This is a genomic window from Acinetobacter sp. ABJ_C4_1 (assembly GCF_044538495.1).
GTDB lineage: Bacteria > Pseudomonadota > Gammaproteobacteria > Pseudomonadales > Moraxellaceae > Acinetobacter > Acinetobacter nosocomialis_A.
Window position 1 is genome coordinate 389,839 of record NZ_JBIUCQ010000001.1, and the last position, 14,672, is coordinate 404,510.

The window sequence follows — 14,672 nt, forward strand, 5'->3', positions numbered from 1 at the left end:
TAGGGAGGACTAAATTTAAATTAGTGGCGGAAATGGCGCATACCAGTGAAGACCATTGCAATACCAGCTTCATCAGCTGCTGCGATGACTTCTTCATCACGCATAGAACCACCTGGTTGAATAATGCATTTAATGCCAGCTTTAGCCGCATTATCAATACCGTCACGGAATGGGAAGAATGCATCAGATGCCATAACAGCGCCTTCAACAACCAAACCAGCATGTTCTGCTTTAATTGCAGCAATACGCGCTGAGTTAACACGGCTCATTTGACCCGCGCCTACACCAATAGTTTGACGGTTTTTTGCATAAACAATAGCGTTTGATTTTACATATTTCGCAACTTTCCATGCGAAAATAAGGTCATCAATTTCTTGTTCAGTCGGTGCACGTTTAGTAACTACTTTAAGATCATCTTTAGTGATCATGCCCAAGTCTTGGTCTTGAACAAGTAAGCCACCGTTAACGCGTTTATAGTCAAGTTGTGGAGCGCGTGCATCAATTGCAGGTAATTCGCCACATACTAAAACACGAACATTTTTCTTCGCACCAGTTACTTCAAGTACGCCATCAGCAATGCTTGGAGCAATAATAACTTCAACGAATTGACGATCAACAATTGCTTGAGCAGTTGTAACATCTAACTCGCGGTTAAATGCAATAATGCCACCGAAAGCAGATTCTGGATCTGTTGCATAAGCTAAATCATAAGCAGCTTTAATGCCGTCTAAAGAAACCGCAACACCACAAGGGTTAGCATGTTTTACGATTACACAAGCTGGTTTAGCAAATGATTTGACACATTCAAGTGCAGCATCTGTGTCAGCAATGTTGTTATAAGACAATTCTTTGCCTTGTAATTGTTTTGCTGTAGAAACAGATGCTTCTTTTGCAGTTGCTTCAACATAGAAAGCAGCAGATTGATGCGGGTTTTCACCGTAACGTAAGTCTTGTGCTTTATTTAATTGAGTGTTGAACGTACGAGGGAATAAATCAGCTTCACCTTCGGTCTTACCAACGCGAGCGCCTAAGTAAGAAGCGATCATGCCGTCATATTGAGCAGTATGTTCAAATGCTTTAACAGCTAAATCGAAGCGTGTTTCATAAGAAAGTGAACCAGCAGCTTTTAATTCGTTAATCACTGTATCGTAATCTGAAGCATTAACAACAATACCCACAGAAGCGTGGTTTTTAGCAGCAGCACGCACCATTGTTGGACCGCCGATGTCGATATTTTCGATAGCATCAGCAAGTGAACAGTTCGGTTTAGCAACTGTAGCTGCAAATGGATAAAGGTTAACTACAACTAGATCGATTGGATCAATGTTGTGTTCTTGCATAACTGCTTCGTCTAGACCACGACGAGCTAAAATGCCGCCATGAATTTTTGGATGTAGTGTTTTTACACGGCCATCCATCATTTCTGGGAAACCAGTATGTTCAGATACTTCAACAACAGCAATGTTATTATCTTTAAGCAACTTATATGTGCCGCCTGTAGATAATAATTCTACCCCTAAAGCTGCAAGGTTTTGAGCAAATTCGACAATTCCTGTTTTGTCTGATACAGAAATCAAAGCACGTTTAATAGTCATGATGTTCAAGTCAACAATTTCAAGTCTACGGATTAAAACCAATTAGAAGCATAAAAAAATGCCCACGACGTCGTGAGCATTTTATCATTTATTCACTCATTAAACCGTGAGCTTTTAACTTTTTGCGTAAAGTGCCGCGGTTTAGTCCAAGAATTTCTGCGGCACGTGTTTGGTTGCCACGAGTATATTCAAGAACTACAGATAAAAGAGGTTTCTCCATTTCTGCTAGCACCATGTCATATACCTGAGATGGTTGCTCACCTTGCAATTGTGCAAAATAATGACGAACTGCGCGATCCACGTGGATGCGAAGAGCAACATCAGATTGTGCAGTAAAAATAGGAGATTTGCTATTCATGCGAGTTAATCCGAAAATCAAATACTAGCTTGGGTAAAGTAGTATATAAATGTGGTCTAAAAATACGGAGTCCTGTTTTAGATCCTAAAACAGTGACTCTAAAACATAAGAACAATTAGCTTGCCATAATTCTTCGTATTGAGTAAAAAATAAGCGTAACAATAGTTAAATATTTGTTACAGCCCCCTCAAAAACAAAAAAAGTTAGGCTATGTGCTTAATGTAGAAAAGCACACATGCTTAACAGTATATTTTTTGAATTGAGAGCGAGGAGTATATGAGTCAAAGCTTTCGTGGCGCGTATCATACCATTGTCTAGGAAAAAGTGAGCAAATTAACTGCATTTTTTTTTAATTTTTTTTCACTTTTTTTACAATTTAGGGGTGGACAATTTCTAATCGATAATTTACTAGGCTTTTTTTGCTTTTATTTAAATCAAATTGAAATCTAAAAGGTGTATTAGTGGGGATGCGTTGAATGCCACGTAAATTTTCAACCAAATATTCCTGCGGTTGAAAAATGATTTCTTCTTGCTCATCTTCTTTGCCAAAACTTAGTTTTAGATTAGGCAACTCAATACTTTTATTATTTTGATTGATTAGAACACCAGAAAATTGCGTATGTTCTGTATCAACTCTACGTAGTTTTACCTTTTCTATATAAAGAAGTTGATATTGTTCAGCTGACTTACTGCAGTGCAATATTTGACAGACATAATTAAATGCATGGCTAATAGCAGGACTCTGCTGCATGAGTTTCGGGTTGAACCAGAGAATCTGAAAAGTAAAAACCAAAATCAGTATCAGATTCGCAGAACTCCAAAGCGTATAGTACAACCAGCTATGCTTTTTACCGTTATCTTGTTCAGGTGAAGTTGCTTGTTCAGCTAAGTTGAGGTTGGGGAGCGCATTGATTGGCTCGTTATGGAAGTAATTTAAATTATTTAAATACGTCAAAAGATCAATATTAGAGTTTTCAACTTTTTGATCAAAGATATCTAACACATGTGAATGAGTCATATATCGTGTTTGAATCGAGCCGTCAGCTAAAACAGAGGAATTTGTTGCTTCTGGAAGTTCAACATTAACTAAGTTAGTTAGAGCATTAAAATTTAAATTACATTTAGGACAACAAACCATGCCCTGAGCGACAGTTAACTGGGTCAGAGAAACTTTATAAACTGTTAAACACTTAGGGCAGCGGGTTTGTTTTTCATTCATGATTTGAATAGTCTCAATTTATTGTTTTGCGTTTTCCTGATATGCGACACCAGTTTTCTTCGCGTTTTTCGACGTCTAATATATCAAAAAATTCAGAATAAACACCTGAAACATCAGCTACTTGCTCTTTAATTACACCAGCAAGTGCAAACTCACCATCAGATTTAAGTAGTTTTGCAAACTCTGGCGCAAGTGCCATTAATGGTCCCGCTAAAATATTTGCCACCAAAACATCTGCTTGTTGAGGTTTGAATTCTTGATCAAACTCTTCAGGAAGACCTACATATAAACGGTCTAATACCCCATTAAGTTCAGCATTTTGTTTTGTTGCTAAAACTGCTTGTGGGTCGATATCTGTCGCAAATACTTTTTTAGCGCCTAATAATAAAGCTGCAACACCTAAAATGCCTGAACCACAGCCATAATCAATGACGATCTTATCTTTTACATCGGTTTTACCTAACCATTGTAAGCATAAGAATGTACTTGCATGGTTGCCTGTACCAAAAGCAAGGCCTGGATCAAGTTTAATATTGGTCGCATCTGCTTCTGGTGGTTCTAACCATTCTGGCACGATCCAGAATTTTTCCCCAATTTGAATCGGTTCATAATAATCCATCCATGCGCGTTCCCAAACTTGGTCTTCAAGTTCTTCATGACGCATAGGTACATTTGGAAGCTGAGCTTTTAAGAAAGCTTCTAAAGTGTCAACATCAATTGGGTCTTGTTCGTCTTGTTGATAGATACCTGTAACAATGACTTTATTCCATAAAGGTGTTTCACCTGGTAATGGTTCAAGTAGAGCCTGATCTTCGGCATCATCCAGAGTTACGCTTACCGCACCTAGAGACATTAATAGTGTTTCTGTGAATTCAACTTGTTCTTGATCAACGGTAATGTGTATTTGTAACCACTTCACGAAAAGGACCTAAAATTTTATTTAAAGGCATATTGTAGCTGACTAGAGTGCTTTAAAAAAGAAAACGGCCCATCTTTAATGGACCGCTTTTGAAAATGATGATCTGGTATAGAAGAAAATAAAGTGATTTCTTTATACCTTAAGTCAAAACTATATTAAGGAGCAGGGGCTTTAAATTGTAATTTGCCATTTTCATTCGGTTGGCAAGTACCATTAAAGGTTACCCCATTATGGCTGTAAGACACCCATTCGCCCTGACGTTTTTTAGCACAAGCTCTCAGTTCTTTTTGCGTTACTGATGTACCTGACTCTGCAGCATGCTTAGTTGTTTTAGCAGTATGAGTCGATTTAGCAGTATGGTTAGTCGCAGCGTGGGTCAACGTTACGCCTGAAAAGCAAAGGAGAGATGCGGTTAAGATTTTTAACATGGTACTTTTCATTTTGTGTTCCTTCTAGTTGCGTTAGTTTTAAAGTCATAGAAGTGCTGTACATTTTTTATTCTAAGATGAAAAATTCTTAAAAACATTCACTTTGTATTGAATTCATGCAACAAAATGTCAAAACATGTGGTGTAGCGTAAATCATGTGATGACAATTTTGTAATTATGTACATCAATAAGCAGATAATTTTGCTATAATGTTCCGTCTTTTTTTTCTGGTGTTTTTGTACTCATGCACTATCCTAAAGTTTATGATGTTATCGTTATCGGTGGCGGTCACGCAGGTACGGAAGCGGCACTTGCTGCGGCGCGTATGGGACGACAGACTTTGCTTTTGACCCATAACATTGAGACTTTGGGTCAGATGAGCTGTAACCCAGCAATTGGTGGTATTGGTAAATCACACTTAGTTCGTGAAATTGATGCACTTGGCGGCGCAATGGCTTTGGCTGCCGATAAAGGTGGTATTCAATTCCGAATTTTAAACTCGCGTAAGGGTGCGGCAGTACGTGCAACGCGTGCTCAGGCTGACCGTGTTCGCTATAAAGCTGCGATACGTGAGACTTTGGAAAACCAAGCGAATCTTGATATTTTCCAACAAGCGGCCGATGACCTGATTGTTGAAGGTGATACTGTTAAGGGTGTTGTTACCCAAATGGGTATTCGCTTTGACGCAAAAACTGTTGTGTTGACTACAGGTACATTCTTGGGTGGTGTTATTCACGTTGGTTTAGAAAAATCAAGTGGTGGTCGTGCAGGAGATCCTCCTTCTATTGCTCTTGCTCAGCGTCTGCGTGAATTAAAACTACCGGTAGGTCGTTTAAAAACAGGTACTCCACCGCGTATTGATGCCCGTTCAGTTGATTTCTCTGTTATGACACCACAACCAGGTGACTTTCCGTCTCCGGTGATGTCATTTATGGGGGATGCTTCAATGCACCCTGAACAAGTGAACTGCTATATCACTCATACCAATGAAAAAACGCATGACATTATTCGTGGTGGTTTAGACCGTTCACCAATGTATACCGGTGTCATTGAAGGTGTAGGTCCACGTTACTGTCCTTCAATTGAAGACAAGATTCATCGTTTCTCTGATAAAGACTCACATCAGGTATTTTTAGAGCCTGAAGGCCTAGATACACATGAGCTTTATCCAAATGGTATTTCGACTTCATTACCATTTGATGTTCAGTTTGAGCTTGTACGTTCAATTCGTGGTATGGAAAATGCCCATATTTTGCGTCCGGGTTATGCAATCGAATATGACTATTTTAACCCACAAGCATTGAAATTTACCCTAGAAACCAAAGCAATTAACGGTTTGTATTTTGCTGGGCAAATTAATGGTACTACCGGTTATGAAGAAGCGGGTGCTCAAGGTTTGCTTGCAGGTTTAAATGCTGCGCGTCGTGCATGGGAACAAGAAGAATGGACACCTAAACGTGACCAAGCTTATATGGGCGTATTGGTTGATGACTTGATTACTTTAGGTACGAAAGAGCCATACCGTATGTTCACTTCACGTGCGGAATATCGTTTGATGTTACGTGAGGATAATGCCGATCAACGTTTAACAACAATTGGCCGTGAGCTTGGTTTGGTTGATGATGTTCGTTGGGCTGCTTATTGCGAAAAAATGGAAGCAGTTGAGCGCGAAACGTCGCGTTTACAACATTTGTGGGCAGCACCTAATAACCCAATGGGTAAAAAGTTTGTCGAAATGACTGGTGCTGACTTGAGTAAAGAATGTAGTGCGATTGATTTACTCAAGCGTCCTAATATTAATTTTGCTCAAATTGCAGAACTTACGGGTTCAGAGGTTTCAGAACAAGTTGGTGAGCAAATCGAGATTGCTGTTAAATACGAAGGCTATATCAACCGTCAGCATGAAGATGTAGCTCAATTAAAGCGTCTTGAAGAAACCAAAATCCCTGCCGATTTTAATTATGATGTCGTTTCTGGTTTATCTCGTGAAATTACTCAGAAGTTAAAAACTGTTCGTCCGGAAACATTAGCTCAAGCGAGCCGTATTCCTGGTGTTACTCCAGCTGCTGTTCAGCTAGTAATGATCACGATTCGTAAAAATAACATGATGAAAAAAACAGCTTAATCATTTAAGTATATAAAAAAGCCCAGTTAAGACTGGGCTTTTTTATTTTCTGATCAAAAAATATATTAAAACTTCCTAAGGAAGAAAATAGATTTCACTACCTTTTTTTCTTATTTCACATGTTTAAAAGCGAAGGTTATATTGAATTCACGTTCAAACAAGAGGGCTTTAAACATGACAATGAAATCAATTCGCTACAATGGATATGATTTGGCATGCCAATGCTCATGTTCAATATAGCGCAGAAGAAGCAGATCAGTTTTGATGGGGGAGAACATATTGATCTGAAAATAAATAAAATTATAAATGCCAATATAAAATTAAGAAAATTACAATTCAAAATCTAAAGAGAACCATATGGTTCTCTTTTTTATATCTACTGATTATTTGCTCTCAGTTTCGATTTCTCGTACAGCATTGTGTACTTGAACTGGTTCAATATGAAGCAGCTTTTTACCGAAACTTCGTAACCACCAGACGAGTTGAGAGGTAAATGGAACAGTTGCCGTAACTTCGACAATGTTTTCTTCAATCGGGGTAATGGTCTGGTCCTTACTTAACTGACTTTCATAAAAAGTTTTAGCAGTTTGTTCAGTCATGGTTAAGGTGAGCTGAATAGACTCAGTAGGTTGGTTGTAATCTACTCTAAAGCCTAAAGCACCCGAGTCAATATAATGGTCAATATCAAAATTAACGGGATGGAGCGCACGACTTTCTAAAACCTTAGCGGATTTGAAGCGGTGTAGAGCAAAGGTTTGCACTTCAGTTTTGTCGTGTCGGGTGCAAATTAAGTAAATAACAGCACCTTTTTGGACCAGCGCGAGTGGATTTAAAATATAAGTTTTATCTTCACCTTGATTTACGCGTGCCTGATAAACGCATTCAATTTGTTTGTCTTGAAGTAAACCTTCATAAATTGCCTGTTGAGCAGCACGGTCGACTACAGGTGGAATGAGTGGTTGGCTTGCTGGCACAATCCGCACACGATTAATCCATTGCCTTACATTATTTTGTGTAGAAAGACTGCGTTTTGCTAAATCAAACCAAGGTCCCATCTCATCAAGTAGGCTTGGTGGAAGCAAATGTTTAAGATGTTCTTCAACCATCATAAAGGTTACTGCTTGAGAGCTTGTCATATGCGGTAAGCTTTGAATTGGTGCATCTGATTGCCAACGCCAGCCTTGAGGCACAGCTTTGTTACTTTCAATTGGAAAACGCTGAGCAATTTGATTTAAATCACGCTGAATTGTCCTTAAACTGATTTCAATACCTTCACGCTCAAGCATTTCTTGCAATTCTCGAGTCCCGATCCATTTACCGGTAGGAAGGCGAGATAGAATCTGCCACTGGCGATATAAACTATTTGAAGTTTCTTTTTCTATTACAGACATAAGCGTAATACATCTATATCCAATTGCTTTGGTGTCAACACAATAAAAAAACTTTACACATTTAGCAAGTTTGTCAGATTCGGTTTATAGCTACTTTTACAATCAATGCTAAAATTTAGAAGAAAGTTATAACAAAGAAAGCCAATAAGCATTATAGATATATAAGTGGCACTGAAATTGCTTATTTAAAAATGAAATATAGATAAATGATAAGACGAGGTTGCTATGTCAGAACAAGAGAAAGACCTACAAGCCGATATTGATTATTTTTTACAAGAGCAGGCGACCAACGCATTACTTAACCAAACTTCGTTTATAGAAAATCTTTCGGTACAGACGAACTTATTTGAACAGCTAAAATCGCAGTTTTTTAATGAAATGCTAGATGATGTGACATCTAACGGTGCCGCTTCTAAAAAAATTGAGCAATGGTTGAGCATTCGCACTTTAGATGAGCTTAAACAGTTAAATATGGAGGCCAAACAACATTTTCTCTATCACGGTATTACATTTAATGTTTACGGTGATAAAGAGGGAGCAGAGCGAACAATTCCTTTTGACTTAATTCCAAGAGTAATCGAAAAAAAACAATGGGAGAAAATAGCCGCTGGCTGTGCACAACGAGTGAAAGCTTTAAATTACTTTTTAGATGATATTTATCATGGGCAACATATTTTAAAGGAGCAGTTAATTCCAGAAAGTCAGATTATTTGTCATGAAGCTTTTCAGCCGCATATGCTCAAGAATACGCTCAAAGGTAAAATTTATTCTCAAATTAGTGGGATAGACATTATTCGTGACGGTGAAGGTGAGTTTTTTGTACTGGAAGATAATTTAAGAACGCCTTCTGGCGTATCGTATATGATTGAAAGTAGAAATATTAGCCAGCAACTTATGCCAGAACTTTGTGCTGCTAATAATTTACAAGGAATTGAACACTACCCAAGCTTATTAAAAGAAATACTTCAAGAAAATTCAGATGTTGATCGCCCTTTTATTGTGGTTTTAACCCCAGGGCGATTTAACAGTGCTTATTATGAACATGCCTTTTTAGCACGTGAAATGGATGTGCCACTGGTCACTAATCGAGATTTATTCGTAGAAAATGATCAAGTTTTTGTAAAAACGATTCGGGGACGTCAAAAAGTTGATGTGATTTATCGCCGTTTAGATGATGATTTTTTAGATCCGCTTGCGTTTAGACCTGATAGTGCTTTAGGTGTAGCGGGCCTAATGTCTGCTTATTTACAGAAAAATGTAGTGATTGCCAATGCACCCGGTACTGGAGTAGCTGACGATAAGTCGATTTATCCATATGTTGACCAGATGATTCAATATTATTTGGGGGAAACACCAATTCTGAAAAATGTACCCACTTATCAGTGCCGTGAAAAAGAACATTTAGACTATGTGCTAGCTCATCTAGATCAATTAGTGATTAAGGAAGCTCAAGGATCTGGTGGGTATGGCATGTTAATTGGTCCTAAGGCGAGCTCATGTGAAATTGATGAATTTAGACGAAAACTGATTGCTACACCTCACGAATATATTGCACAGCCAACTTTAGCTTTATCTGTTGCACCGACTTTAACCACATCAGGAGTGGCTGAGCGCCACATCGACCTACGCCCGTTTGTATTGAGCTCCCCATATCGCACAGAAATTGTGCCCGGAGGCTTAACCCGAGTAGCCATGCAGGCAGGATCTTTAGTCGTAAACTCCTCACAAGGGGGAGGTATTAAAGATACATGGGTCGTTGAAACGCTACATTCCTAATGGCTGGTTAAAGAGGACATTTATGGTTTTACTCAATTCGAGTGCGCACCACATTTATTGGTTGGGCCGTTATTTAATGCGGATTAAATTTGCTGTATCACACTTGCCATTTACAGATGATGAAAAAGCAACTCAATTTGCAGCAGCATTTGGGCTGGTCATTGATCAAGCAGAATTACTGAATTGCTATATGTTAGATACGAAACAAACATATTCGTTACTGAACCAATTCGTTATTGCTAAAGATAATATTCAGGAATTAAGAGGAATATTATCTTCGAGCGCTTATGCGGAATTGAATCATACGATTAAGTCTATTCAAGCTCATCCTAATTCATTAAGACAGGCTCTAAATAAATGTAATCAAATACTTGATGCTGAACATGAAGATATAGCGTTATTCTTACATTTAGGACAAAAGATAGAACAATTCGATATACAACTACGTTTTCAGCAAGACCTTACAGGTCTTTTACAGGAGCTAGAGAAATTACTTCAACGGTTGAATGATTTAGGATGGAATAGACTTGATCAATCGTGGCAATTATTAAAGGATCATCCGACTTGGGATGCTTATTATAATTTTACTCAGCAGCTGGAATATATGTTCGAGGCATGATTATGAAATTGATGGTTAATCATCAAACGCATTATAACTATACGGAAACTGCTAAAAACAGCATTCAGTATATTAAAATGATGCCTCAAACATCGCTGCATCAACATGTTGTAAATTGGGCAATCAGTGTTCCAGGTGATAAAACACTGAAAAGAGATATTTTTAATAATGTCTGGTTAACTGCTACTCAGCGTTATGAATATCAACATCTCACTTTCATGGCGCAGGGTATTGTAGAGCTTCTAAATACAGAAATAGGTGGGATAGATGTACCTATACCAACCAATCTATTTCTTCAAAGTACAGAAGTGACTAAATATGATTCTGAAATGTTGGATTTTGCCCAGAAAATTGTAACTGTTAAAGATCGACAGCATATTGCCTTGCTTAGCGAAAATATTTTGCAAAAGATGCCATATCAACCAGATAGTACATCTGTTCATACCACTGCTACACAAGCTTTTCACACAGCTCAAGGGGTATGCCAAGATCATGCGCATGTTTTAATCGCTATGTGTCGTGCGTTACAATTACCAGCACGTTATGTCTCTGGTTATCTATTTGATCAAAACTATCCGCACCTTGCCAGTCACGCTTGGGCGGAGGTATTTTTAGATAATCAGTGGTATTGTTTTGATGTAAGCAATCAATTGTTTACGCCAAAGCATCATATTTATCTGGCAGTTGGACGGGACTATCTTGATGTTGCCCCAATTCGAGGGGTGCGAGAGCAAGGTGGTATTGAAAATATGATGTCTGTGGTTCAAGTGCTGGCTTGTTGAATGTAAAGAGAACGAAATGACCTATTGTTGTGCGCTGAGATTAGAACAGGGTTTGGTGTTTATAAGTGACACTCGAACTAATGCCGGGGTCGATCATATTTCTGTGTTTCGTAAATTGCATACTTTTGGTGTGACCGGAGAGCGGTTTATTGCCTTGCAAACAGCAGGTAATTTAGCAACGACACAAGCGGTTATCGGGCATTTGCAAAATGCGCTTACTTTGCAGCAAGAGCCTAATTTATATAGTATTAATACAATGTTTGAAGTGGCCGATTTAGTCGGTAAAACTTTAAAAAATGTTTTAGAAGATATTAGCTCAGATACTCAAGAACAAATGAATTATGCTTGTAGTATTTTGGTGGGTGGGCAAATCAAAGGCGGCGATATGCAGCTTTATAATGTTTATCCGCAAGGTAATTTTATTTGTGCTACAACGGACACGCCCTATTTTCAAATTGGTGAAAGTAAATATGGTAAGCCTATTTTAGATCGTGCTTTATATTATGCGATGCCGTTAGATGATGCACTGCGCTGTAGTTTAATCTCGTTTGACTCAACTTTGCGTTCTAATGTTTCGGTAGGTTTGCCATTAGATGCGCTGGTCTATAGTAAAGACAGTTTTGTAATTCCTATGGGTAAACGAATTAGTGAAGACGATCCGTATTTTTCACAAATTAGTCGTCAATGGTCGGATACTTTGCGCCGTGGTTTACAAGAAATGCCAAAACCTACAGATGATTACTGGCGTTAAAAGTGACTTCAAATAAAAAAATCCAAGCAAGCTTGGATTTTTTTATTTATTCAATTATTAAGTGCTTTGACGGACTGGACGAGTACTTAAGCGGCAAAGTAGTTCATAACCAATTGTGCCATTTGCTTCAGCGACATCATCAACCAAACGTTGATTGCCCCAAAGTTCAACTTGGGTACCAAGCTTTACTTGAGTATTTGTGACATCAATTGCAATCATGTCCATACTTACACGACCAACCACTGGACAAAGTTTGCCATCAATAGCAACAAAGTTTTGCTTTATATAAGCTCGTGGATAACCATCGCCGTATCCAATAGAAACTATTGCGATATCCATAGCCTTTTGAGCGCAAAAAGTAGAACCATAACCAACATGTTCACCAGCTTGAATATGATTTAACGCGATAACTTCTGCTGTGAAAGACATGACTGGTTTTAAATCAAGCTCATGTACTGTTTTATCTGCAAAAGGTGAAGCACCGTAGAGCATAATACCCGGCCGTACATAGTCAAAATTCAGTTCTGGCCATTTAAAAATAGCAGCTGAATTACAGCAAGATGCTAAAACTGGATCACAAGCTTGTTTAACATGCAAAAATTGCTGTTTTTGTTGCTCATTTAATGGGTGGTCTACATCTGCGTTTGCAAAATGCATCGCGAGTACACATGTAAAACCTTCAGCTTTTAAAGTTTTAATCACTTCAATAATTTCTGGATTCTTAAAACCTAAACGGTTCATGCCGCTATTTAGTTTAACCCAAACTTTTAAGCCTTGAGCGATATAGGCTTGTTTGTGTTTAATTAACCACTCAAACTGTTGTTGATGGTGAATTACACATTCAAATTTTTCTTCAATTGCGATAGGCATTTCATCTTCAGAAAATACTCCCTCAATTAAAGTCACAGGTTGCTTGAATCCGAGTTGTCGGATTTCTAAGCCTTCTTGTAGACAGGCGACACCAAAGGCATCTGAGGCATTTAAGGCTGCTAAACAGTCTTTGACTCCATGTCCGTAAGCATTAGCTTTTACCATACTTACGATTTTTGAATTTGCTGCGAGTTGTTTGACACGGTTTAAATTATATTGAAGCGCTTGGCGATCAATATAAACTGTTGCTTGACGCACCCTCATTTACTCCTTTGGGCTAGAGATAGAGTTTATTCTTCATCATCATATTGGCTGTAATACTCAGGAGAGAGATTACTAAATCGGGTATATTGACCTTCAAAGGCAAGACGGACAGTACCAATAGGACCGTTACGCTGTTTACCGATGATAATTTCTGCGGTGCCTGCTTCTTTAGATTCTTTGTTATAGACTTCATCACGGTAAATGAACATGATTAAGTCGGCATCCTGCTCAATCGCACCCGATTCACGTAAGTCAGACATTACTGGGCGCTTGTTTGGTCGGTTTTCCAGACTTCGGTTAAGCTGAGATAGTGCAATCACAGGGCAGTTCATTTCTTTAGCTAAAGCTTTTAAGCTACGTGAAATTTCCGAGATCTCGCCAACACGGTTGTCACCCATACCCGGAACTTTCATGAGCTGTAAATAGTCGACCATGATACAGCCGATTTTGCCATCATGCATTTTGGCAACGCGGCGAGCACGGGCACGGAGTTCGGTTGGAGGTAAGGCTGATGAGTCATCAATATACAAATGCATTTGCTGAAGTTGCAGGATGGTACCTGTAACTTTAGTCCATTCATCGGCATCTAAGTTGCCAGAACGTAAATGTCCTTGGTGAACTTTACCCATTGCCGAAATTAGACGCATTGCAATCGAGTCTGCTGGCATCTCCATAGAAAATACCAGAGCAGGGAGTTGGTTGTATTGTAAAACACTTTCAACCAAGTTCATTGCAAAGGTAGTTTTACCCATAGATGGACGTGCAGCGACAATAATTAAATCTCCAGGTTGCATACCGGAAGTTTTATTATCAAGTTCTAAGAAGCCTGTAGTTAAACCCGTAATATTTCCATCGAGTTTTGAAAGCTCATCAAGTTTGCTAATAACGTCAGCAGTTACAGAGCTAATTGCTTTAGGGCCAGAATCTTTCTTATTGTTATTATGCTGTTCTGCTAAAGAGAAAATACTGGTTTCAGCCAAATCTAAAATTTCACTCACACCTCGACCTTTTGTGTCATAAGCATTCTGTAAAATTTCAGTACTGACTTTAATCATGCTACGCAGGGTGGAAAATTCTTTAATTTTAGTTGCATAAGTTTCAAGATTATAGAAACTCGATGGTGAATCAGCCATAAGCTGCATCAAATATTCTTCGCCACCGATTGCACTAAGTAAATTTTGTTTTAAAAGCCAGTCATTCACTAAGACCGCATCATACGGTGAATTTTCCTGTGCTAATTTTTCAATCGCGCGATAAATATATTTATGACGAGTGGCATAAAAATCATTTTCTTTGAGTAGATCACTGACTTGCTCAAAAGATTCAGCAACGGTCATCAGCGCAGCAAGCACAGCTTGCTCGATGGCTAAATTGTGTGGGGGAGTGCGAAACTCTTTAAGTTGGCCTGATTCACTCGTCTTATTTTCTGTTGGAGATGAAAGCGTTAAAGAAGTGGCATTCGCCTGAGACATAATTAGACCTGATGATAAAATGTGTGCACAAAAAGGGTTTTAAGCCGAGAACTATCTTAAAACAAAAATAAATAAACTACCTAATTAAAAAACCAATTAAACT

Annotated in this window: 13 protein-coding genes; 5 read left to right on the top strand and 8 right to left on the bottom strand. The window is 38.5% G+C overall.

The features are described 5' to 3' along the window. Positions 1 to 20: 20 nt before the first annotated feature. The 5 genes from purH to ACIF8R_RS01825 all read right to left on the bottom strand — a co-directional run bounded on the left by purH (position 21) and on the right by ACIF8R_RS01825 (position 4,531). Positions 21 to 1,595, bottom strand: a complete 1,575-nt coding sequence (gene purH / locus ACIF8R_RS01805) for a bifunctional phosphoribosylaminoimidazolecarboxamide formyltransferase/IMP cyclohydrolase (RefSeq protein ID WP_396478698.1) — start codon at positions 1,593 to 1,595, stop codon at positions 21 to 23. A gap of 88 nt (positions 1,596 to 1,683) precedes the next feature. Continuing rightward, positions 1,684 to 1,953, bottom strand: coding sequence for a DNA-binding transcriptional regulator Fis (gene fis / locus ACIF8R_RS01810; RefSeq protein ID WP_001086304.1), 270 nt, complete (start codon positions 1,951 to 1,953; stop codon positions 1,684 to 1,686). A 376-nt stretch (positions 1,954 to 2,329) separates the two neighbouring features. Beyond that, the gene (locus tag ACIF8R_RS01815) at positions 2,330 to 3,172 is read right to left on the bottom strand and encodes a zinc-ribbon and DUF3426 domain-containing protein (protein ID WP_233929789.1); all 843 of its coding nucleotides are present in this window, start codon (positions 3,170 to 3,172) and stop codon (positions 2,330 to 2,332) included. A gap of 13 nt (positions 3,173 to 3,185) precedes the next feature. Next, entirely contained in the window at positions 3,186 to 4,091 is a 906-nt protein-coding gene (gene prmA, locus ACIF8R_RS01820) for a 50S ribosomal protein L11 methyltransferase (protein WP_396478701.1), read from the bottom strand. 155 nt (positions 4,092 to 4,246) lie between these two features. Then, positions 4,247 to 4,531 (bottom strand): hypothetical protein, encoded by a 285-nt coding sequence (locus ACIF8R_RS01825; RefSeq protein ID WP_311069670.1) that lies wholly within the window; start codon positions 4,529 to 4,531, stop codon positions 4,247 to 4,249. A gap of 232 nt (positions 4,532 to 4,763) precedes the next feature. Between ACIF8R_RS01825 and mnmG the strand changes: the two genes are divergently transcribed. Continuing rightward, positions 4,764 to 6,644 (top strand): tRNA uridine-5-carboxymethylaminomethyl(34) synthesis enzyme MnmG, encoded by a 1,881-nt coding sequence (gene mnmG, locus ACIF8R_RS01830; protein ID WP_396478703.1) that lies wholly within the window; start codon positions 4,764 to 4,766, stop codon positions 6,642 to 6,644. 383 nt (positions 6,645 to 7,027) lie between these two features. On the opposite strand, the gene ACIF8R_RS01835 is transcribed toward mnmG, so the two are convergent. Next, positions 7,028 to 8,035 carry a YafY family protein gene (locus tag ACIF8R_RS01835; RefSeq protein ID WP_200027567.1) on the bottom strand — a complete coding sequence of 336 codons (1,008 nt, stop codon included), beginning with the start codon at positions 8,033 to 8,035 and terminating at the stop codon, positions 7,028 to 7,030. A gap of 225 nt (positions 8,036 to 8,260) precedes the next feature. Between ACIF8R_RS01835 and ACIF8R_RS01840 the strand changes: the two genes are divergently transcribed. The 4 genes from ACIF8R_RS01840 to ACIF8R_RS01855 are packed head-to-tail and all read left to right on the top strand — an operon-like array spanning position 8,261 to position 11,963. Further along, positions 8,261 to 9,811, top strand: a complete 1,551-nt coding sequence (locus tag ACIF8R_RS01840; RefSeq protein ID WP_396478705.1) for a circularly permuted type 2 ATP-grasp protein — start codon at positions 8,261 to 8,263, stop codon at positions 9,809 to 9,811. A gap of 22 nt (positions 9,812 to 9,833) precedes the next feature. After that, positions 9,834 to 10,430, top strand: coding sequence for an alpha-E domain-containing protein (locus ACIF8R_RS01845; RefSeq protein ID WP_396478707.1), 597 nt, complete (start codon positions 9,834 to 9,836; stop codon positions 10,428 to 10,430). A 2-nt stretch (positions 10,431 to 10,432) separates the two neighbouring features. Then, the gene (locus ACIF8R_RS01850; RefSeq protein WP_396478709.1) at positions 10,433 to 11,212 is read left to right on the top strand and encodes a transglutaminase domain-containing protein; all 780 of its coding nucleotides are present in this window, start codon (positions 10,433 to 10,435) and stop codon (positions 11,210 to 11,212) included. A 16-nt stretch (positions 11,213 to 11,228) separates the two neighbouring features. Then, complete coding sequence (locus ACIF8R_RS01855; RefSeq protein ID WP_263614053.1) at positions 11,229 to 11,963, top strand: proteasome-type protease; 735 nt, start codon at positions 11,229 to 11,231, stop codon at positions 11,961 to 11,963. Positions 11,964 to 12,020: 57 nt separating this feature from the next. Here the strand turns inward: ACIF8R_RS01855 and alr are convergent, their stop codons facing one another. Together alr and dnaB are read right to left on the bottom strand one after the other, a co-directional pair. Beyond that, positions 12,021 to 13,091, bottom strand: a complete 1,071-nt coding sequence (gene alr, locus ACIF8R_RS01860) for an alanine racemase (RefSeq protein WP_396478711.1) — start codon at positions 13,089 to 13,091, stop codon at positions 12,021 to 12,023. Positions 13,092 to 13,123: 32 nt separating this feature from the next. Beyond that, on the bottom strand, positions 13,124 to 14,569 hold the full coding sequence (gene dnaB / locus ACIF8R_RS01865; protein ID WP_263614051.1) for a replicative DNA helicase: 1,446 nt from the start codon (positions 14,567 to 14,569) through the stop codon (positions 13,124 to 13,126). Positions 14,570 to 14,672 lie beyond the last annotated feature (103 nt).